General features: G+C 63.6%; 16 protein-coding genes and 1 riboswitch. Of the genes, 10 read left to right on the top strand and 6 right to left on the bottom strand.

All coding sequences use genetic code 11. The features are described 5' to 3' along the window. Positions 1-43: 43 nt before the first annotated feature. Positions 44-1090, bottom strand: coding sequence for a rod shape-determining protein (locus A3728_RS08470; RefSeq protein ID WP_067922130.1), 1047 nt, complete (start codon positions 1088-1090; stop codon positions 44-46). Positions 1091-1273: 183 nt separating this feature from the next. Here A3728_RS08470 and A3728_RS08475 point away from each other — a divergent pair, with 183 nt between their 5' ends. Then, positions 1274-1858 (top strand): VOC family protein, encoded by a 585-nt coding sequence (locus A3728_RS08475; protein ID WP_067922133.1) that lies wholly within the window; start codon positions 1274-1276, stop codon positions 1856-1858. Positions 1859-1931: 73 nt separating this feature from the next. Here the strand turns inward: A3728_RS08475 and A3728_RS08480 are convergent, their stop codons facing one another. Next, entirely contained in the window at positions 1932-3500 is a 1569-nt protein-coding gene (locus tag A3728_RS08480) for a 2-isopropylmalate synthase (RefSeq protein WP_067922140.1), read from the bottom strand. A 267-nt stretch (positions 3501-3767) separates the two neighbouring features. Between A3728_RS08480 and A3728_RS08485 the strand changes: the two genes are divergently transcribed. The 3 genes from A3728_RS08485 to A3728_RS08495 are packed head-to-tail and all read left to right on the top strand — an operon-like array spanning position 3768 to position 6406. After that, positions 3768-4211 (top strand): VOC family protein, encoded by a 444-nt coding sequence (locus A3728_RS08485; RefSeq protein ID WP_067922143.1) that lies wholly within the window; start codon positions 3768-3770, stop codon positions 4209-4211. 3 nt (positions 4212-4214) lie between these two features. Next, a complete protein-coding gene (locus A3728_RS08490) occupies positions 4215-4883 on the top strand; it encodes an SDR family NAD(P)-dependent oxidoreductase (RefSeq protein WP_067922146.1) in 669 nt (222 codons plus the stop codon). Then, on the top strand, positions 4880-6406 hold the full coding sequence (locus A3728_RS08495; RefSeq protein WP_201722271.1) for a cryptochrome/photolyase family protein: 1527 nt from the start codon (positions 4880-4882) through the stop codon (positions 6404-6406). Before A3728_RS08490 ends, A3728_RS08495 begins: the two co-directional genes overlap by 4 nt. Here the strand turns inward: A3728_RS08495 and A3728_RS08500 are convergent. Together A3728_RS08500 and A3728_RS08505 are read right to left on the bottom strand one after the other, a co-directional pair. Beyond that, positions 6403-6777 (bottom strand): antibiotic biosynthesis monooxygenase family protein, encoded by a 375-nt coding sequence (locus tag A3728_RS08500; RefSeq protein WP_067922166.1) that lies wholly within the window; start codon positions 6775-6777, stop codon positions 6403-6405. The genes A3728_RS08495 and A3728_RS08500 overlap by 4 nt on opposite strands. An 83-nt stretch (positions 6778-6860) precedes the next feature. Beyond that, a complete protein-coding gene (locus tag A3728_RS08505) occupies positions 6861-8249 on the bottom strand; it encodes a 2-isopropylmalate synthase (protein WP_067922169.1) in 1389 nt (462 codons plus the stop codon). A gap of 188 nt (positions 8250-8437) precedes the next feature. Here A3728_RS08505 and A3728_RS08510 point away from each other — a divergent pair, with 188 nt between their 5' ends. The 3 genes from A3728_RS08510 to gltX all read left to right on the top strand — a co-directional run bounded on the left by A3728_RS08510 (position 8438) and on the right by gltX (position 12549). After that, positions 8438-10096 carry an NAD+ synthase gene (locus A3728_RS08510; protein ID WP_067922171.1) on the top strand — a complete coding sequence of 553 codons (1659 nt, stop codon included), beginning with the start codon at positions 8438-8440 and terminating at the stop codon, positions 10094-10096. A gap of 264 nt (positions 10097-10360) precedes the next feature. Continuing rightward, positions 10361-11041 carry a DUF1236 domain-containing protein gene (locus A3728_RS08515; protein WP_067922174.1) on the top strand — a complete coding sequence of 227 codons (681 nt, stop codon included), beginning with the start codon at positions 10361-10363 and terminating at the stop codon, positions 11039-11041. Between the two features lie 161 nt (positions 11042-11202). Next, positions 11203-12549 (top strand): glutamate--tRNA ligase, encoded by a 1347-nt coding sequence (gltX, locus tag A3728_RS08520; protein WP_067922176.1) that lies wholly within the window; start codon positions 11203-11205, stop codon positions 12547-12549. 70 nt (positions 12550-12619) lie between these two features. Here gltX and A3728_RS08525 read toward each other — a convergent pair whose 3' ends face one another. Further along, positions 12620-13246 (bottom strand): gamma-glutamylcyclotransferase family protein, encoded by a 627-nt coding sequence (locus A3728_RS08525; protein WP_236627988.1) that lies wholly within the window; start codon positions 13244-13246, stop codon positions 12620-12622. A gap of 73 nt (positions 13247-13319) precedes the next feature. Continuing rightward, a riboswitch (glycine riboswitch) is annotated at positions 13320-13405 on the top strand. A gap of 146 nt (positions 13406-13551) precedes the next feature. Here A3728_RS08525 and gcvT point away from each other — a divergent pair. From gcvT to gcvP, 3 genes are all read left to right on the top strand, one after another. Then, positions 13552-14676, top strand: a complete 1125-nt coding sequence (gcvT, locus tag A3728_RS08530; RefSeq protein ID WP_067922179.1) for a glycine cleavage system aminomethyltransferase GcvT — start codon at positions 13552-13554, stop codon at positions 14674-14676. Between the two features lie 23 nt (positions 14677-14699). After that, positions 14700-15059 (top strand): glycine cleavage system protein GcvH, encoded by a 360-nt coding sequence (gene gcvH, locus A3728_RS08535; protein WP_067922193.1) that lies wholly within the window; start codon positions 14700-14702, stop codon positions 15057-15059. A gap of 68 nt (positions 15060-15127) precedes the next feature. Beyond that, positions 15128-17980 carry an aminomethyl-transferring glycine dehydrogenase gene (gene gcvP, locus A3728_RS08540; protein WP_067922182.1) on the top strand — a complete coding sequence of 951 codons (2853 nt, stop codon included), beginning with the start codon at positions 15128-15130 and terminating at the stop codon, positions 17978-17980. A gap of 75 nt (positions 17981-18055) precedes the next feature. On the opposite strand, the gene A3728_RS08545 is transcribed toward gcvP, so the two are convergent. Then, the coding region (locus A3728_RS08545) for an ABC transporter permease (RefSeq protein WP_067922184.1) at positions 18056-20423 on the bottom strand (2368 nt) is incomplete at its 5' end.

The following is a 20423-nucleotide window of genomic DNA, read 5'->3' on the forward strand; positions in this document are numbered from 1 at the left end:
GCAGGGCAGTCCTGCCGCCATCCGGGATGGGGTAAGGGTATGTTCAGCTGTCGTAATCGATGGCGTGACGCAGCTGCTTTTCGTATTCGAGCGCCTTGCCGGTCCCCAGTGCCACGCAGTTCAGCGGTTCATCCGCGACGGAAATGGCCAGTCCGGTCTGCTCGCGCAGGGCGAGGTCCAGATCACCCAGCAATGCCCCGCCACCGGTGAGCATCACGCCCCGATCGACGATATCGGCGGCCAGATCGGGCGGAGTGGTCTCGAGCGCCGTCATCACGGCCTCGCAGATCTGCTGCACGGGTTCTGCAAGGGCTTCAGCAATCTGCGCCTGTGTCACCTCGATTTCCTTCGGCACGCCGTTCAGAAGGTCGCGCCCGCGAATCTGCATGGAGGTACCGCGCCCGTCGTCGGGCATCCGGGCCGTACCGATGGAGGTCTTGATCCGTTCGGCGGTCGTTTCACCCACAAGGATGTTCTGCTGCCGGCGCAGGTAGCTGATGATCGCCTCGTCCATCCGGTCGCCACCGACGCGCACGGAGCGGGCGTAGACGATGTCACCCAAGGACAGGACCGCCACTTCGGTGGTACCGCCGCCGATATCCACCACCATGTTACCGGTGGGATCGGTGATGGGCATGCCCGCGCCGATGGCCGCCGCGATGGGTTCCGCGATCAGCCCCGCGCGCCGTGCGCCCGCGGAAAGCACGGACTGGCGGATCGCCCGCTTTTCCACCGGTGTGGCACCATGGGGCACACAAACGATGATCTTGGGCTTGGAGAAGGTCGAGCGTTTGTGCACCTTGCGGATGAAATGCTTGATCATTTCCTCGGCGGTGTCGAAGTCCGCGATGACGCCTTCGCGCATGGGGCGGATCGCCTCGATGGAGCCGGGGGTGCGGCCCAGCATCAGCTTGGCGTCCTCACCCACCGCGAGCACTTTCTTGACGCCGTCCTTGACGTGGTAGGCCACCACCGACGGTTCGCTCAGGATGATGCCACGCCCCTTGACGTAGACCAATGTGTTCGCCGTTCCGAGGTCGATTGCCATGTCGGAGGAGAACAGGCCGTGCAAATTTCCTAGAAGCGACATCGGGCAAAAAACCTTGCAAAATTCTCATCGGCCCGGAACTCCGACCGGAGCGGGCTGATCGCCCTTATAGGCAGGACCGCCTCCGGGTGAAAGGGGGGGCAAAGTGGCAGGGTGGCACGATGTTGCCGGTGCGCTATGCTGAGGGGAACCGCGATTGCCCCCGGTGTGAAGGAGACGAGGAACATGAAAAAGATACAATCGCTTGGCGTACACCATATTACGCTCACAGGCGCCGACCGGCAAAGCTCCATCGACTTCTGGGAAGGGGTGCTAGGCATGCCTTTCATCTTCGACCAGCCGAACCTTGACGATCCGGACGAAGGGCATCTTTATTTCGATCCCGGCGACGGTCGTCTCATCACCATCTTCACGAATGAGAATCGCCGCGCCATGCACAACCGCACGCCCATGGACCCGGGCTGCGTGCATCACATCGCCTTCGAAGTGGACCGCGCCATGTTCGACCAGGTGCTCGACCGCCTCGAAGAGCGCGGGATCGGAAACTCGGGCGTGAAGGATCGCGGTTTCATGCACTCGATCTATTTCAAGGATCCGCTGGGTCTACTGATCGAACTGGCCTGCTACGCTTTCATCCCGCCCCGCGGGTCCAGCCATGCTGAAGTGATGCTGGAAGCGCACAAGATACGCGTGGCCGCCGGGGATCACCACATAGAGCGCCAGCATCTTGCGGATGCGAGCGCGCTGATCGTGGAGCGGTCACAGGCGTCGCTCAGCGAAGATCGGGGACCGAAGAACCCCTATCGTTAAGAGGTTTGTCCTGCCCAAAGACGAAGGCCCCGCGCGATCGGCGCGGAGGCTTGTTTTCATGGGCGAGGGAGCCTCAGCTCACGTCCTTGTAGCTGACTTCGCGCTTGTCGGTGCCGCCCTTTTCGCGGCGCACCAGCAAGCGGTTCAGCGCATGGACATAGGCCCGGACGGAGGCCACCACGGTATCGGTGTCGGCGGACTGGCCCGTCACGATGCGGCCGTCTTCCTCCATCCGGACCGATACGGTCGCCTGCGCATCCGTGCCCTCTGTCACGGCATGCACCTGATAAAGCTGCAGCCGCGCCGTATGGGGCACGAGCGCCTTGATACAGTTGAAGGCCGCGTCGACAGGCCCGTCGCCGGTCTGGCTGGTGCTTTGTTCCGTGCCGTCGACATCCAGAACCATCTCGGCCTTCTGGGGCCCTTCCGTGCCGCAGACGACCGTCATGGAAACGAGCTTAAGGCGCTCGTTTTCAGGGTCGGTCGATGTCCGCATCAGCGCGACAAGGTCGTCCTCGTAGATTTCCTTCTTGCGGTCGGCCAGTTCCTTGAACCGCACAAAGACGTCCTTGAGCTGGTTGTCCCCAAGCTCATAGCCGAGGTTCTCAAGCTTTGACCGCAGCGCCGCGCGGCCAGAATGTTTGCCCATCACGATGTTGGTTTCGGTCAGGCCCACGTCTTCGGGGCGCATAATCTCGAACGTCTCGGCGTTTTTCAGCATGCCGTCCTGATGGATACCGCTTTCATGCGCAAAGGCGTTCTTGCCCACGATCGCCTTGTTGAACTGCACGGCAAAGCCGCTGACGGCGGCGACCCGGCGAGAGATGTTCATGATCTTGGTGCTGTCGACGCGCGTCTCGTAAGGCATAATGTCATTGCGCACTTTCAGCGCCATCACGACTTCCTCAAGCGCGGTATTGCCCGCCCGTTCGCCAAGGCCATTGATCGTGCATTCGATCTGGCGCGCGCCCGCCTCCACGGCGGCGAGGCTGTTTGCCGTCGCCATGCCCAGATCGTTGTGGCAATGGGTGGCGAATACGATTTCATCCGCGCCGGGAACGTTTTCCAGCAGTTTGGCGATCAGTTGCGCGCTTTCGCGCGGTGCGGTGTATCCCACGGTATCGGGAATGTTGATCGTGGTGGCGCCCGCCTTGATGGCGATTTCCACGACCCGGTAAAGGTAATCCAGTTCCGTCCGCGTGGCGTCCATGGGGGACCATTGCACGTTGTCGCAAAGGTTCCGGGCATGGGTCACCGTATCGTGGATGCGCTCGGCCATTTCGTCCTGTGTGAGGTTCGGAATGGCCCGGTGGAGCGGCGAGGTGCCGATGAAGGTATGAATGCGCGGTTGATTGGCGTGTTTGATCGCTTCCCAGCAGCGGTCAATGTCGGGCATCTGCGCCCGGGCAAGGCCGCAGATCACCGCGTTCTTCGATTGACGGGCAATTTCGCTGACGGCCTTGAAATCCCCTTCGGAAGCGATGGGAAAGCCCGCTTCGATGATATCGACGCCCATTTCGTCCAGAAGGCTTGCGATTTCCAGCTTCTCGGCATGGGTCATGGTGGCGCCTGGGCTCTGTTCGCCATCCCGAAGGGTGGTGTCGAATATGAGTACGCGGTCTTGATGTGCTGTATCGGTCATGTCGGATCTTTCATTCTGCTGTGCTGTTGTTCGTGGCGCGCGACACATCCCTCTGAGCGGGCGCGCCGGGCCGGCACGCTCAGAGGCGGCTTAGCAGCAGCAGGGTGTGACGCGGCAGCAGTGCCGCGCAGGGGCGCATCGACGTGTGGTGTTGAGCAGCCATATTCATGGCCGCCAAGATACGGAGACGGCACGAAAAGAAAAGGGCAAAATTGCCCCCGCGCCGTCCGGACTTGAAGGCCCTTCGTCCTCCGCTATCTCCCGGATATGGATGACCTGCACAAACCGAAGCTCGTGGGGCTCAATCATATCGTTCTCGAAGTGGGCGATCTGACCGCAGCGCTCGATTTCTATCATGCGATCTTCGCTTTCCGCCTGAGGGGCCGCGAAGAAGACATGGCCTTTCTGGATATGGGTGATCAGTTCCTCGTGCTTGCAGAGGGGCGGGACCAGTCCGCGGACAAGACCCGGCATTTCGGGTTGGTGGTCGACGACCGCAGCACCGTGCCGGACAGGGTAAAGGCTGCAGGAGGACGCATGCTGGATACACCCTTCGTCGATTTCCTCGATCCATGGGGCAATCGGGTTCAGGTCGTTGAATATCGCGACCTGCAATTCACCAAGACGGACGCGGTTCTCGAAAAACTCGGCGTGAGCCCGGATAAGAGCGCCGATGCCCTTGCCGAGCTTCACGAAAAAGGGCTGCGCTGAGGGTTGGCGCGCAAGACGCTTATCCTCGGGGCTTCCGGCGGTATTGGCAGCGCCCTGGCCCGCGCGTGCAGGGCGCAGGGCGATATGGTCACCACGTTTTCCCGGCGCGAAGAGGGCTTCGATCTGATGGACGAAATCGGGGTAAAGCGGCACTTGTCTGCGCTGGACGGCCCCTTTGAGCGTATCGTGATTGCGACGGGCGCGTTGGAGATCGAAGGCGCTGCGCCGGAAAAGACGATCCGCGCGGTCGGACAACAGGCAATGCTGGACCAGTTCGCGCTGAATGCCGTGGGGCCTGCGCTGGTTCTGGCGCACGCGCCCGACCTTCTGCCCCGGGATCGCCGCGCCGTTTTGGCGGCGCTGTCCGCCCGTGTCGGCTCCATCGGCGACAACCACATCGGAGGCTGGATAAGCTACCGCAGTGCAAAGGCCGCCCTGAACCAGATCGTCCATACCGCGGCCATCGAACTGGCCAGAACGCACCCGCAAAGCATCTGCGTCTCGCTGCATCCGGGCACGGTGGCGACGCCATTTACAGAAAATTACCTTGGCCGGCATCCGGCCGTTAAGCCCGAGGAGGCCGCCGCGAACCTGCTGCGTGTGATGGAAGGGCTGCGTTCCGAAGATACCGGCGGATTCTTCGACTGGGCCGGCAAGCCTGTCCCGTGGTGAGCCGCCTTGTCCTGATACTGGGCGATCAACTGACGCCGGGTCTTTCCGCCCTGCGCGAAGCCCGTAAGGACGGCGATATCATCGTCATGGCCGAAGTCATGGAAGAGGCGGAATACGTCCGCCACCACCCGATGAAAATCGCGCTGATCTTTTCGGCTATGCGCAAGTTCGCGGCGGAACTGGAGGCCGAGGGTTGGGACATCCGCTACACCCTGCTGGACGATACGGGCAACGCCGGCTCCATCGTGGGGGAATTGCTGCGCCGCGCCGAAGAAACAGGGGCGGGCGAAGTCCTCATGACGGAGGCAGGCGAATGGCGGCTCATCGAAAAGCTGAAATACGCACCGATCAAGGTACGGACCCTGCCTGATGACCGGTTCCTCGCCTCCCACGCGGAGTTCGAGGAATGGGCCAAGGGCCGCAAGGCCTTGCGGATGGAATATTTCTACCGCGACATGCGCCGCCGCACCGGCCTGATGATGGAGGGCGACGATCCTGCGGGCGGCCAGTGGAACTTTGACCACGACAACCGCAAACCTGCGGGCGGCGAGCTGAAGTTCGTGCCACCCCCGGCTTTCGAACCTGACGAAACTGTGCGCGATGTGCTCGAGCTGGTCGCGGCACGATTCGGCGACAATTTCGGGGACCTTGAACCTTTCACACTGGCGACGACGCGGGCAGAGGCGCTCGAGGCGTTGGATCACTTCGTGACGCACGCCCTACCGCGGTTTGGCGACTATCAGGATGCGATGCTGACGGACGAACCCTTTCTCTATCACGCGCTGCTGTCGCCTTATATGAATCTCGGCCTTCTGGGTCCCCTGGAGGTCTGCAAGGCGGCTGAAAAGGCTTGGCAGGCGGGCGATGTTCCCATCAACGCCGCTGAAGGTTTCATCCGCCAGATCATCGGCTGGCGTGAATATGTGCGCGGTATCTATTTCCTTGAAGGCCCCGACTATACCACCCGCAACGCGCTGCAACACACCCGCGATCTGCCCGATTTCTACTGGGGCGCCGGAACGCGGATGAATTGCGTGTCACAAGCGGTGACCCAGACCCGTAAACATGCCTATGCGCATCATATCCAGCGGCTGATGGTGACAGGCAACTTCGCCCTGCTCGCCGGAGTGGACCCGGCGCAGGTGCATGAATGGTATCTGGAAGTCTACGCCGACGCCTATGAATGGGTGGAGGCCCCCAATACCATCGGCATGAGTCAGTTCGCGGATGGCGGCGTCATCGCGTCAAAGCCCTATGTCTCATCGGGCGCCTATATCAACAGGATGTCGGATTACTGCAAAACCTGCGACTACAAGGTCAGCAGGAAAACGGGCGAGGGGGCCTGCCCGTTCAACCTGCTTTACTGGCATTTCCTCGACCGGCACCGCGACCGGTTCGAGGGGAATTCGCGCATGGGCAACATGTATCCGACCTGGGACCGGATGGACGCGGACCGCAAGGAAACCGTGCTGAAGGACGCGACCGCGTGGTTGGCGCGGCTGGACGCGGGCGAGGAAGTCTAGCCCGCGGCGCTTTGTGCCTTCGCTGTTCCATCATGGACAGCGCGGCTGTCGACAGGCGCCTCGTCCCGCTCATTCATTCCGTAGTCCCGCAGGACATGGGCAACCCGCAGGCGGTAATCGCGGAAAATGGTATCCCGCCCCCGCTGCTGGGCGCCCCGGTGGGCCGTCAGCTTGCGCCATTCCTCCAGCGCCTCTTCGTCCCTGAAAACCGAGATCGACAGCAACTTGTCCGGATCGGTCAGGCTCTGAAACCGTTCGACGGAGATAAAGCCGTCGATCTGTTCGACCAAGGGGCGCATTTTCGCCGCGAGGTCGAGGTATTCGGTCCGGCGATCCGGATCAGGATAGACTTCGAAGATAACCGCGATCATTGGATGCTCCCTCGCGATGGTGATGTGACTGGTTTGAGTGTGATGCTGGTATCCCGCGCCGCCATTCCGCCAAAGCGCGCGCTTCAGCCTTCTTCTTCCAGCGCGCCGTTCTCCCAGCTGCCGCTGGCCTCTTCGCCGGTCGCGTAACGCATGGTGCCGCTGCCCTGCCTCTTGCCCGCCTTGAAGGTCCCCTCATAGACATCGCCATTGGCATAGGTCGCGACGCCCTGGCCCTCGATCTCGCCGCGATTCCACTCACCTTCGTATTTGAAGCTGCTGGCCATCACGATGGAGCCCTGACCATGGCGCTGCCCGTTGTCGAACATGCCTTCGTAGACGGTACCGTCGGGATAAGTCGCCTTGCCCATGCCGTGGCGCTGACCGTCTTTCCATTCGCCTTCGTAGCGGTAGCCGTCCGCATAGGTCATGACGCCTTGCCCATCGTTGCGGGCGTTCTTGAACCCGCCTTCGTAGACGACGCCATTGGTGTATGTAGCCTTGCCCTCGCCCTCGATCACGCCGGCGGACCATTCCCCTTCATAGGTGGAGCCGTCGGGATAGGTGATCTTGCCCGTACCATCGGCCAGATCGTCGCGGAAACTGCCGACATAGACCGACCCGTCAGGGTAGGTCACCGTGCCCTGACCCTCGATCTGGCCCTCGACCCAGTCGCCTTCGTAGCGATAGCCGTCCGCCCCGGTGAAAACGCCGGTGCCGTGACGCCGGTCATCCTTGAATTCACCTTCGTAGATGTCGCCGTTTTCATAGACGACCTTGCCGCTGCCTTCGCGGCGCCCCCCGACGAGGTCGCCTTCGTAGACATCCCCGTTGGGTTGGGTCAGCGTACCGGTGCCATTGATCTGCCCGTCCTTCCACAGGCCGACGTAGACCAGCCCGTCCGGCATCGTCAGCGTGCCAGTGCCATTGCGCTTGCCATCCGCAATCTCACCCTCGTAGACGGCGGAATCCGGGTAGGTGATCGTGCCGACGCCTTGCTTCACGCCATCGACCCAGTCGCCCTTGTATTCGTAGCCGCCGGGGCTCTGCATCACGCCCTTGCCATGATGCTTGGCATTGCGGAACTGGCCTTCGTAGCGCACGCCGTTGGCGTAAAGCGCGACGCCGGTGCCCATGATCGCCCCCGCTTCCCATTCGCCTTCATAGGTGCCGCCATCGGCGAATGTGATCTTGCCGAAACCGTCCGGCTTGCCCTTGGCGAAATTGCCTTCGTAGACCGACCCGTTGGGAAAACGGGCGACGCCTTCGCCCTTTATTTCGCCTTCGACCCATTCACCGCTGTATTCGTACCCGTTGGGCAGCTTGTAGGTGCCCGTGCCGTGCTGAAGGCCGCCCCGGAATGTGCCTTCGTATATGCCCCCGTCGTCGTATTGCTTCGTCAGCACCTCGCCGTCCTGTGCAAGGGCGGGCAGGGGCAAGAGCGAAAATGCGAAGAACAGCGTGCGAAGGGACATTGGCGAACCTGTTTTACCGGGCGGGCGATGGTCGGTTCCGGGGGGCCGCCCCACCCCTGCGGCGCCCATCCCGAACCTAAGCAATGGGGGCAGGCTGGGCAATCGTCTTTTGGCGCGTCGGCGGGGGCGGGCTTTCCCTCGTCGTGCGATCTGCTACATCGGTCACGGAATTTCGAAGGGACCGGCACATGACGGAGCGTTTCCGCATCACTCTGGGGCAGTTGAACCCGACCGTCGGCGACCTTGCGGGGAACGCCGACCTTGCCCATGCCGCCTGGCAGGAGGGGCGGGAGACAGGGGCCGATCTGGTCGCGCTGCCTGAAATGTTCCTGTCAGGCTACAACGCGCAGGATCTGGTGATGAAGCGCGCCTTCCAGATGGATGTGATGAACCACCTCGAAAAGCTGGCCGAACGTTGCGCCGACGGCCCCGCGCTGGCCATCGGTGCGCCGTGGGTCGAGGGCACGAACCTCTACAATGCCTATGTCGTGCTAAAAGACGGGCGCATTGCGCATCAGAGCTTCAAGCACGAGTTGCCCAACGAAACGGTTTTCGACGAGGTCCGCGTGTTCGACCCCGCCCCCCTCGGCGGTCCCTATGACGTGAATGGCGTGCGCATCGGTTCCCCCGTGTGCGAAGATGCCTGGCACCCGGACGTGGCCGAAACGTTGGAGGAGACGGGCGCGGAGTTCCTGCTGGTGCCCAACGGGTCGCCTTATTACCGCGGGAAGAGGGAGACGCGGCTCAACATGATGGTGGCCCGGGTGGTCGAAACCGGATTGCCGCTCATTTACCTCAACATGGTGGGCGGGCAGGACGATCAGGTCTTCGACGGTGCCTCCTTCGCGCTCAACCCGGGCGGCAAGCTGGCGTTACAGATGCCTGCCTTCGACGCCATGGTGCGGCATATCGACCTTGAACGCGGACCGGAGGGCTGGCGGATCGTCCCCCAGGAGCCGGCGAAACTGCCCGACCAGTGGGAGCAGGATTACCACGTCATGGTGCTGGCCTTGCGTGATTACATGCGCAAGACGGGGTTCTCGAAGGTCTTGCTGGGCCTTTCCGGCGGGATCGATTCCGCGCTCGTCGCTGTGATCGCGGTCGATGCGCTGGGGGCCGATAACGTCCGCTGCGTGATGCTGCCGTCGGAATATACTTCCCAGGGTTCGCTGGACGATGCGGAGGAACTGGCAAAGGCGCTGGGCTGCCGCTACGACTATGTTCCCATCGGCCCCGCCCGCAGCGCGATCACCGAAACCCTTGCGCCCCTGTTCGAAGGGCACAATCCCGACCTGACGGAAGAGAACATCCAGTCCCGCCTGCGGGGGCTGTTGCTCATGGCATTGTCGAACAAGTTCGGGGAAATGCTGCTGACCACGGGCAACAAGTCCGAAGTGGCGGTGGGATATGCGACGATCTACGGCGACATGTCGGGCGGCTACAATCCGATCAAGGATCTCTACAAGATGCGGGTGTTCGAAACCTGCCGCTGGCGCAATGCGAACCACCGCGACTGGATGAGCGGCCCCGAAGGCGCCGTCATACCGCAAAACATCATCGACAAGCCTCCATCGGCCGAGCTGCGCGATGATCAGAAGGACAGCGACAGCCTGCCCGATTACCCCGTGCTGGACGAGATCCTCGAAATTCTCGTCGACCGGGACGGATCCGTGGCGGATGCGGTCGCGGCGGGGCACGACCGGGAAACGGTGCGGAAGGTGGAAAAGCTGATCTATGTCAGCGAGTACAAACGCTATCAGTCCGCCCCCGGCCCGCGGCTGACAAAGGGTGCCTTCTGGCTCGACCGGCGTTATCCGATCGTGAACCGCTGGCGCGATCCGAGCTGAAGCCTCGCGGAGCACAATCCGCTTATGTTCCGTTGAGAATGCCAGCGCAGGGCGCGGCCCGAAAAGCCGGCTGATAATCGCCGGTTTCACCGCTCTCGCGGCAAGCTTTGGCCGAATGGATGCCCGCTACCCGCCGGTACCGCATTTGATATCCGATAACATGGAACGAGTGCCGCGATTGCCCGTTCGATTGCTGTTCGAGCGGCGCGCTGAATACGGATGTTCATGAGGGACACCGGCGCCCCGCAAGGAAAGGAAGAGAAAATGCGTATTGTGAAACTTGGAATGATCTCGGCAATCGCCCTGACATCTGCAGCCCCCGTCTTCGCGCAATCTGCCGAAGCCATGGCTGCCACGGATCTGAATGTGCGCAGCGACCCCGGACCCCAGTTCGAGGTTGTCGATGTGATCCCCGGCGGCGAAACCGCTGCCATTCAGGGCTGCCTGGAAGAGCGCCGCTGGTGCAAGGTGACCTATGACGGGAACGAAGGCTGGTCTTATTCCGACTATCTCGCGGTGAACGTGGATGAGCAGGCGGTCGCCCTGACCACACGCCCCGCGGTGATCGAAGTGGAGACGCTGACCTACGAAAACGTCGAACAGACGGAAAATGACACCAATACAGGTGTTGCAGCCGGTGCCACAGCCGGTGCGCTTGCCGCTGCCGTTGTCGGCGGGCCGATCGGTGCTGTCGCCGCTGCCGGGCTTGTGGGCGCGGTTGCAGGTGGTGCGGTCATCGAACCGACCACGGAGACCATCACATTCGTCAAGGCCAACCCGGTCGAGACTGTCTACCTCGATGGTGAAGTCGTCGTAGGCGCCGGTGTCCCCCAGACCGTGACAACCTACGAAGTGCCGCAGGAAGGTCTGCGCTACGTCAACATCAACAGCCAGACCGTTCTGGTCGATGCCGAGACAGGTGTGATCGTACAGGTTCTGCGCTAAACCTTGCGTAGCAACCAATTAGGGGAGGGGTCCGGTTTCCGGGCCCCTTTTTTTCGATGGCTATCCGGTTGAGCAGGGATGGTCCGAAATGCTTGCAGACGCGACGCTCGCTGGACAAAGACGCGCCCCTGTGACACTTCCGGCGCAACAGGAGTAGAGCCATGTCCGACCAGACCCCCGATCAGATCATCACCCGTTTCGCGCCCTCCCCGACAGGGTGGATCCACGTGGGCAACCTGCGCACCGCATTGATGAACTGGATGATCGCGCGGAAAGCTGGTGGGACCTTCATCCTGCGGATCGACGACACCGATCCCGAACGGTCCAAGGAAGAATACGTCGACGGGATCAAGCGTGATCTCGACTGGCTCGGCCTGCATTGGGATCGGGTGGAGCGCCAGTCCGAACGACTGGACCGGTACGGGGAAGCCGCTGAGGAGTTGCGCCGCATGGGCCGCTTCTACGAGGCGTTCGAGACGCCGACGGAACTGGACCTCAAGCGCAAGAAGCAGCTGAACATGGGGCGCCCTCCGGTCTATGACCGGGCGGCGCTGAAACTGTCCGACGCCGAAAAAGATGCCCTGCGCGCCGAGCGCGGTGCCGGGGTGTGGCGGTTCAAGCTGGATCAGGAGCGGATCGAGTGGCGCGACGGTATCTTGGGCGACATCTCGATCGACGCCGCCAGTGTCAGCGACCCCGTACTGATCCGTGGAGACGGGCAGATCCTCTATACGCTCGCATCTGTTGTGGACGACACCGAGATGGGGGTGACCCATGTGGTGCGCGGCTCCGATCATGTGACCAACACGGCCACCCAGATCCAGATCATGCAGGCGCTGGGCGGGAGTGTTCCGGAATTTGCCCATCATTCCCTGCTGACGGGTCCGCAGGGCGAGGCGCTGAGCAAACGTCTCGGCGTGCTGGCACTGAAGGATCTGCGTGAACGCGGCGTGCAGCCGATGGCGCTGTTGAGCCTGATGGCGCGGCTCGGCTCGTCGGACCCGGTCGAATTGCGCACGGATCTCGAAACACTGATCGAAGGGTTCGATATCGGGCATTTCGGTTCCGCTCCGACCAAGTTCGATGTAGAGGATCTCTTCCCCCTGACAGGGCGCTATTTGCAGACGCTCCCGCTCGAACGCGTGGCGGAAGAGGTCCGCGCCGCCGGGGTGCCCGATGCGCAGGCGGAGCGTTTCTGGTCTGTGACCCGCGAAAACATCCGCACCCTGCGGGACCTGCCCGCGTGGTGGGTCATGTTCCGTGATGGCGCCGAGCCCGTGATCGAGGAAGAAGACCGCGCCTTCGTCGCGCAGGCGATGGAACTGCTGCCCGAACCGCCCTTCAATGACGAGACATGGGCGCAGTGGACGAGCGAGGTGAAGGAAGCCACCGGGCGCAAGGGCCGGGGGCTTTTCCGCCCCCTGCGGCTTGCGCTCACGGGGCAGGAACACGGGCCTGACATGGCGCAGGTCATGCCTCTGCTGCAGACCGTGAAGGCCCGTAGCTGATCGCGCGTTTGAGGCTGCTGCCGGACGCTCCGCGGGGAGTATTTGCCAAAGGGTGAAGGGGCTGCGCGCCTCAGGGCGCGGAATGCGTGATTTCCGGTGTTTCCCGCCGGCGGGGGCGCATACCCGGCGCGACACGGGCGAGGTTTTCGTCGACCAGTGCTTTTTCTTCATCCGTCAGGGGTTGGTGGCGCGGATAAAGCGGATTATCCCGGTCGTCCAGAACCGCTGTGTCCCAATTGTCGGTGGTGTCGAAAAAGCGGGTGACGCCGTCGATGCCATAGACCCGCGCGAACCCCTGTACCACCACGTCGAGATAGCTCAGCAGGATCACGTGATCGCCCGCCGCGCCGGTTTTTTCGGGCGGTATGGCGTAATGGGATACGTCCGGGGAGGGCAGGATATCGTGCAGCACCGCCCCGCCCGATGCATGCCGGGCATAGCCGTATTCGCGGGCGTCGAGTGCCGCCCAGTCGGCGCCGGGAACCGCTGCGACAAGCCCGTCGATCGTCGTTTCGCGGTGTGGATTGACGCTGAGAAAGACGACCTCGCGCCCTGCGGTACGCACCCACGCGCGGCGCCAGCCCTGCAGGCGCGCGGGGCGGGTATCGGGGTAGTCGTGGGTGTTGCGATTGACGAGGCTGCCGTAGCCAAAGAAATATGGAGTCATGCCGCATGGATAGGCAGGCGCTTCACCCATGGCAAGGTCTCCGGATGGTGCAAGGCCGGTTCATGCCGTCTTGACCTGCTCATGCGCCCCGGCCTACCTATGTGCATCCGTCACGGGAGAATCGGCCTTGCCGATGCCGAAGGAGCAACCGCCCCGGAAACTCTCAGGCCGCAGGACCGCGACGGGACCGACAGACTCTGGAGAGAGGCGCGTGCGCCCGCCGAAGGGATAACGATCTCAGGCGAAAGGACAGAGGGGGCACTTGCGGGTCGCATGTCGCGGCGCGGTTGTGCCGGTTGGTCTTTGGGCTTCCGGTCGGACAGGAAAGAGACCGGATGACCGAACTGAAGCGGACCCCCCTTTACGATCTTCACATGGCGCAGGGCGCCAAGATGGTACCCTTCGCTGGCTATGAAATGCCGGTGCAATATCCGATGGGCGTGATGAAGGAACACCTTCAGACCCGCGAGGCGGCCGGTCTGTTCGATGTGAGCCACATGGGGCAGGTACTGCTTTCGGGCGCGTCCTGGGACGCGGTGGCGAAAGCCTTCGAGGCGCTGGTGCCGCAGGACGTTCTGGGCCTTGAGGACGGGCGCCAGCGCTATGGATTTTTCACTAACGAAGAGGGCGGGATCGAGGATGACCTGATGTTCGCCCGGCGGGGGCAGGACCTCTTTGTCGTGGTGAACGCCGCCTGCAAGGAAGCGGACATCGACCGGATGCGTGCGGCGCTGGAGCCCGGGGTGACGATTACGGAACTGGGGGATCGTGCATTGCTGGCGCTGCAGGGCCCGGCGGCGGAAGACGTGATGGCGGGTCTCGACCCCCGGGCCGGCGACATGCGGTTCATGGATTTGCGGGAACTCGAACTCGGCGGAATTGCGGTCTGGGCCTCGCGCTCTGGTTATACGGGCGAGGACGGCTGGGAGATTTCGGTGCCGGGGGACGAGGCCACACGCCTCGCCGAGCTTTTGCTCGCCTCATCCGAGGTGGCCCCGATCGGATTGGGCGCGCGGGATTCGCTGCGGCTTGAGGCGGGCCTGTGTCTCTACGGCAATGACATCGATGCGGAGACCGACCCGGTGGCGGCGGCACTGACATGGGCCATCCAGAAAGCACGCCGCCCCGGCGGCGCGCGGGCCGGGGGGTTTCCCGGTGCCGAGGCGGTGTTTCAGGCGCTGGAACACGGCCCCGACCGCAAGCGGGTCGGGCTGCTTCCCGACGGACGCGCGCCCATGCGGGCGGGCACGCCGGTTTTCGACAGGCAGGAAGGCGGCGATCCCGTGGGCATCGTGACATCCGGAAGCTTTGGCCCCACTGTCGGCGGGCCGGTCGCCATGGGATATGTCGATGCCGAGCATCACGAAACCGGAACGCGGCTCTGGGGTGAGGTGCGCGGAAAGCGGCTGCCCTTGACCGTTGCAAAGCTGCCTTTTGTCGCGGCAAACTTCAAACGTTGAACGAAACAGGGAACGAGCACATCATGAAATTCACCGAGGAACACGAGTGGCTGCGCGTGGAGGGCGACGAGATCGTCGTCGGCATCACGAACCATGCGGCCGAACAACTGGGCGATGTGGTTTTCGTCGAACTCCCGGACGAAGGGATCACCGTCAGCAAGGACGATGAAGTCGTGGTGATCGAAAGCGTCAAGGCGGCGTCGGACATCCTCGCCCCGATTGACGGGGAGATCACGGAAGTGAACTCCGCGCTGACCGACACCCCCAGCATGGTGAACGACGATCCGCAGGGGGAGGCATGGTTCTTCAAGATGAAGGCCAGCGATCCCTCGCAGATGGATGATTTCATGGATGAAGCGGCCTACCAGAAGTTCATCGGGTAGCGCGTGACGCCCCGCCGGGAGCCTCCGGCGGGGATTTTTTTGCCATTTGGAAGACGAGGACCTGCAACATGGCTTTCAAGCCGACGGATTACCTGCCCTATGATTTCGCCAACCGGCGGCATATCGGCCCATCGCCTGCGGAAATGGCGGAGATGCTGGACGTGGTGGGTGCAGAAAGCCTCGACGCGCTGATTGACGACACTTTGCCCCGGGGCATCCGGCAGGATGAACCGCTCGATTTTGGCAAGGCGATGAGCGAGCGCGAAGTGCTGGAGCATATGCGGGTTGTCGCCAGCAAGAACCGGGTTCTGACGAGCCTGATCGGGCAGGGCTATCACGGTACGGTGACACCCCCCGCGATCCAGCGCAACATTCTGGAAAATCCGGCGTGGTACACCGCCTATACGCCCTATCAGCCGGAGATCAGCCAGGGCCGGCTGGAGGCGCTGCTGAACTTCCAGACCATGGTGAGCGATCTGACCGGGTTGGAGATTGCCAACGCGTCCTTGCTGGATGAAGCCACCGCCTGCGCCGAGGCGATGACGATGGCGCAGCGCGTGGCCAAATCCAAGGCGAAGGCCTTCTTCGTCGACCGCGACTGTCATCCGCAGAATATCGCCGTGATGCAGACACGCGCCGCGCCGTTGGGGATCGAGGTGATCGTCGGCAATCCGGACAAGCTGGAGGCGGACAAGGTCTTTGGTGCGATCTTCCAGTATCCCGGCACATACGGGCACGTGCGCGATTTCACCCCGCAGATGGAGGCGCTTCACGCCGCACAGGCGGTCGGTATCGTTTCTGCCGATCCGCTGTCGCTCACCCTGTTGAAGGAGCCGGGCGAGATGGGCGCCGACATCGCCGTCGGATCGACCCAGCGGTTCGGCGTGCCCGAAGGCTATGGCGGGCCGCATGCCGCCTATATGGCCTGCCGGGACGCGATGAAGCGGGCCATGCCGGGCCGTATCGTGGGCGTCAGCATCGACGCGCATGGCAACCGGGCCTACCGGCTTTCGCTGCAGACGCGCGAACAGCACATCCGCCGCGAAAAGGCCACGTCCAACGTCTGCACCGCGCAGGCTTTGCTGGCGGTTATGGCCTCCATGTATGCGGTGTTCCACGGCCCCAAGGGGCTGAAGGCCATTGCCCAGCGTATCCACCGCAAGACCGTCCGGCTGGCGAAGGGGCTGGAGGCGGCGGGTTTCAAGGTCGATCCTTCGGCCTTTTTCGATACGATCACCGTGGGCGTGGGGCCGCTGCAGGCGGCGGTTATGAAATCGGCGGTGGACGAGGGGATCAACCTGCGCCGCGTGGGCGAAACGCGCGTGGGCATCACGCTGGATGAGCGGACGCGCCCCGAAACGATCGAGGCGGTCTGGCGCGCCTTCGGGATCGAACGGGCGGATGACGATTTCACCCCCGATTACCGTGTGCCGGACGCGATGTTGCGCACGTCGGATTATCTGACCCATCCGATCTTTCACATGAACCGGGCCGAGACCGAGATGATGCGCTATATGCGTCGTCTGGCGGACCGCGACCTTGCGCTCGACCGTGCGATGATCCCGCTCGGCTCCTGCACCATGAAGCTGAACTCCGCCGCCGAGATGATGCCGGTGAGTTGGCGTGAATTCTCGCTCATCCATCCCTATGCGCCCGCCGATCAGGCCTTGGGATACCGCGAGATGATCGATGACCTGTCGGCAAAGCTGTGCGACATCACCGGATATGACGCGATCTCGATGCAGCCGAATTCCGGCGCGCAGGGCGAATACGCGGGTCTGTTGACCATCGCGGCCTATCACCGGGCGCAGGGGCAGGGGCACCGCAACATCTGCCTCATCCCTATGAGCGCCCATGGTACGAACCCCGCCTCTGCCCAGATGGTCGGCTGGAAAGTCGTGGTTGTGAAGACCGCCTCGAACGGCGACATCGATCTCGACGACTTCCGCGAGAAGGCCGAGAAACACGCCGATGCGCTGGCGGGCTGCATGATCACCTATCCCTCCACGCACGGCGTCTTTGAAGAAACGGTGCATGAGGTCACGCGGATCACCCATGAGGCGGGCGGTCAGGTCTATATCGACGGGGCCAACATGAACGCCATGGTCGGGCTGTCGCGGCCCGGCGACCTCGGTGGAGACGTGAGCCACCTGAACCTGCACAAGACGTTCTGCATCCCCCATGGCGGCGGCGGGCCCGGCATGGGGCCGATCGGGGTCAAGGCGCATCTGATCGCGCATCTGCCGGGGCATCCGGTACGGGGAGGGGCAGAGGGGCCGGTCAGCGCCGCGCCCTACGGCTCGCCCTCGCTCCTGCCGATTTCATGGGCCTATTGCCTTATGATGGGGGGCGATGGGCTGACGCAGGCTACCCGCGTCGCGATCCTGAACGCCAACTATATCGCGCGGCGGCTCGAAGGGGCGTTCGACGTCCTTTACAAGGGGCCGTCGGGCAGGGTCGCGCATGAATGCATCATCGATGTGCGTCCTTTCGACGAGTCCGCCGGGATTACCGTGGAGGATATCGCCAAGCGTCTGATCGACTGCGGCTTCCACGCGCCCACCATGTCATGGCCGGTGGCCGGTACGCTGATGGTGGAGCCGACGGAGAGCGAGACCAAGGCAGAGCTGGACCGCTTCTGTGAGGCCATGCTCGCCATTCGGGAGGAGATACGCGACATCGAGGAGGGGCGCATCGACGCGCAGAACAACCCGCTCAAGAACGCGCCGCATACGGTCGAGGATTTGGTGCTGGAATGGGGCGAAAGGCCCTATAGCCGGGAGCAGGGATGCTTCCCGCCGGGGGCCTTCCGGGTGGACAAGTACTGGCCCCCGGTCAACCGGGTGGACAACGTTCATGGCGACCGCAACCTGATCTGCACCTGCCCGCCGATGGAAGAATACGCCGAAGCCGCGGAATGAGACTTGCGCCCGCCGGGGTCGTTCAGCACGAACCGGCGGGCGTCTTGGGAATTTCGGCAAGCGGATGGGTGTCGATCATTCGCGTGCGCGAAGCACCTGCGCCGGTCGCACGTTGAGCGCATGAAGCGCAAAGCCCAAGCCCGCCGCCATGGTCGCGACGATACCCCCAGCGATGATGGCGAGCGCGGAGGGCCAGATCACCACGAAATCGGTTTCCATCACGTAGCGGCTCACGGCCCAGCCCCCCAAGACTCCCGCGATGAGAGCGACCGTGCCGGCGAACAATCCCAGAAGCGCGGCCCTCAGCGCGAAGCTGGCGGCGATGGCGCGGCGGGACGCGCCCAAAGTCTTTAGCAGCGCCGCTTCGAAAGCGCGCTCCCCGGCTCCGGCAGCCGCGGCCCCGATCAACACGACGAAACCGGTGACCAGCGTCGCCAGCGCCCCGTAGGAGACGGCCGCGGCGAGGCCGGAGAGGACCTCTGCCACCCGGTCGATCGCATCCCGGACCCTGACGGCCGTAATATTGGGATAGGTCTGGGCGAGGTCGCGCAGTATCGCCGCTTCGGCGTCAGGCGTCGCATAGACGGTCGAGATATAGGTATGGGGGGCGGCGGCGATGGCGGCGGGGTTCATCGTCAGGATGAAACCCAGCGCCGCGCCTGAATAATCCACCGTCTGGAAGTTGGCGATTGTCCCGGTGATGTCCCGGCCCAGCACATTGACCGTCAGGCTGTCACCGAGGGCGAGACCCATTTCCGCGCCTTCCTCCGCCGAAAAGCTGATGAGCGGGGGGCCTTCGTAATCGGGGGGCCACCACTCCCCGGCGGTGATCTCTGCGCGCGGGCCGGGCGCTTCGGCGTAGGTGATGCCCCGGTCGCCCTCCAGAACCCAATGATCGCCTGCGGTTTCCCGGGCCGGTGCGCCGTTGATGGCGGTGATGACGCCGCGCAGCATCGGGGCGCTGTCCACCCGGCTGACGCCGGGGTCGTCGCGCAGGCGGGTCGTGTAGCCCTCCATCTGGTCCTTTTGTATGTCGATGAAGAAGTAGGAGGGCGCGATATCGGGCAGGTTTCCTGCGATGGTCCGCCGGAGGTTACCGTCGATCTGGCCCACGGTGGCCAGCACCGACAGGCCGAGCCCCAGTGACAGAACGACGGCAGTGGCCCCCTCCGCCGGGCCGCCGATGGCCGCGAGGGCCCACCGCAGGCGGGGCATGCGCCGCGCCCGCGGGGCGAGGCTGCGCGCCGTCCTGCGCAAGAGCAGCGCAGCGAGGGCAAGCAGCGCGAGGGCCGCGGCGATGCCGCCCAGCGTCCACAGGGTCAACCACCAGCTTCCGTTGAGCCAGCCCGCCGTCAGCACCAGAACCGCCACGATGCCCGCCACTGTCACGACATAGCGGGGCGCGGGCAATCTGCGCGCGCCGGTCCATGCATCGCGAAAGAGCGTCGCCGCGCGGATGTTTTCAGCGCGTGCCAGCGGCCAGAGCGTAAAGGCAAATGCCGTGAGGATGCCGTAGAGCGCAGCTTCGCCCAAGGGTCCGGGATAGATGGCGAACCGTGCAGGCACCGGCAGCCGCGCCTCCATCACCGGGGCGAGAGCCAGCGGAATCGCGGCCCCCAGCACCACCCCGATTGCAACGCCGGCAAGCGATAGCGCCCCGATCTGGATCAGATAGGTCTGAAAGATTGTGGCCCTGTCCGCACCAAGTGCGCGAAGCGTCGCGATGACTTGGGTCTTCTGCGAAAGATAGGCTTGTACCGCCGCTGAAACGCCCACCCCACCCACGGCCAGGCCGGAAAGGCCTACCAGCACCAGAAAGGCGGCAAGCCGTTCCACGAAGCGGACGATGCCCGGCGCGCCCTGCCGCGCATCGCGCCAGCGCATGCCGCTGCCGTCGAACCGGGTTTCGGCCGCTTGTTCCAATGCCGCCAGGTTGGCCCCCGGGGGTAGATCGAGCCGATAGGCCGAATAAAAGAGCGTTCCCGGCCCGAGCAGCCCGGAGTCTGCGAGCGAGTCGCGCAGGACCATCGTACGGGGGCCGAGCGCAAAGCTGCCCCCGGTGCTGTCCGGCTCCCGCAGGAGAATGGCGGAAAGCCTGAAGGCCGTGGTGCCGAGGCGGAAGCTGTCCCCCGGCGCCAGCCCAAGCCGGTCGGCCAGTGACCTTTCCATGATACCGCCTGGTCGGCCTTCGCGCATGGCGAAGGCTTCGGCCAAAGGCATTGCCGGCTCCAGCCTGACCTCTCCGACCAGGGGATAGACGGGGTCCACTGCCTTGACCTGCGTGAGGGCCCGTTGCGCGGAATCCCCGTCGCCCACCGTCGCCATGGAGCGGAATTCGACAACCTCGGATAGGGCCTCGGCCCGGTCTTCCATCCAGCCACGTTCCTCCGCGTCGGCGAAGCGATAGGTGAATTGCAGTTCGGCATCGCCCCCCAGCAGCGCC

It is taken from the genome of Sulfitobacter sp. HI0040, assembly GCF_001634885.1.
Classification (GTDB): Bacteria; Pseudomonadota; Alphaproteobacteria; order Rhodobacterales; family Rhodobacteraceae; genus Sulfitobacter.

Coding starts and splice junctions, on each gene's coding strand:
- A3728_RS08470 (WP_067922130.1), bottom strand. CDS start 1,090: ATGTCGCTTCTAGGAAATTTGCACGGCCTGTTCTCCTCCGACATGGCA.
- A3728_RS08475 (WP_067922133.1), top strand. CDS start 1,274: ATGAAAAAGATACAATCGCTTGGCGTACACCATATTACGCTCACAGGC.
- A3728_RS08480 (WP_067922140.1), bottom strand. CDS start 3,500: ATGACCGATACAGCACATCAAGACCGCGTACTCATATTCGACACCACC.
- A3728_RS08485 (WP_067922143.1), top strand. CDS start 3,768: ATGGATGACCTGCACAAACCGAAGCTCGTGGGGCTCAATCATATCGTT.
- A3728_RS08500 (WP_067922166.1), bottom strand. CDS start 6,777: ATGATCGCGGTTATCTTCGAAGTCTATCCTGATCCGGATCGCCGGACC.
- A3728_RS08505 (WP_067922169.1), bottom strand. CDS start 8,249: ATGTCCCTTCGCACGCTGTTCTTCGCATTTTCGCTCTTGCCCCTGCCC.
- A3728_RS08510 (WP_067922171.1), top strand. CDS start 8,438: ATGACGGAGCGTTTCCGCATCACTCTGGGGCAGTTGAACCCGACCGTC.
- A3728_RS08515 (WP_067922174.1), top strand. CDS start 10,361: ATGCGTATTGTGAAACTTGGAATGATCTCGGCAATCGCCCTGACATCT.
- gltX (WP_067922176.1), top strand. CDS start 11,203: ATGTCCGACCAGACCCCCGATCAGATCATCACCCGTTTCGCGCCCTCC.
- A3728_RS08525 (WP_236627988.1), bottom strand. CDS start 13,246: ATGGGTGAAGCGCCTGCCTATCCATGCGGCATGACTCCATATTTCTTT.
- gcvT (WP_067922179.1), top strand. CDS start 13,552: ATGACCGAACTGAAGCGGACCCCCCTTTACGATCTTCACATGGCGCAG.
- gcvH (WP_067922193.1), top strand. CDS start 14,700: ATGAAATTCACCGAGGAACACGAGTGGCTGCGCGTGGAGGGCGACGAG.
- gcvP (WP_067922182.1), top strand. CDS start 15,128: ATGGCTTTCAAGCCGACGGATTACCTGCCCTATGATTTCGCCAACCGG.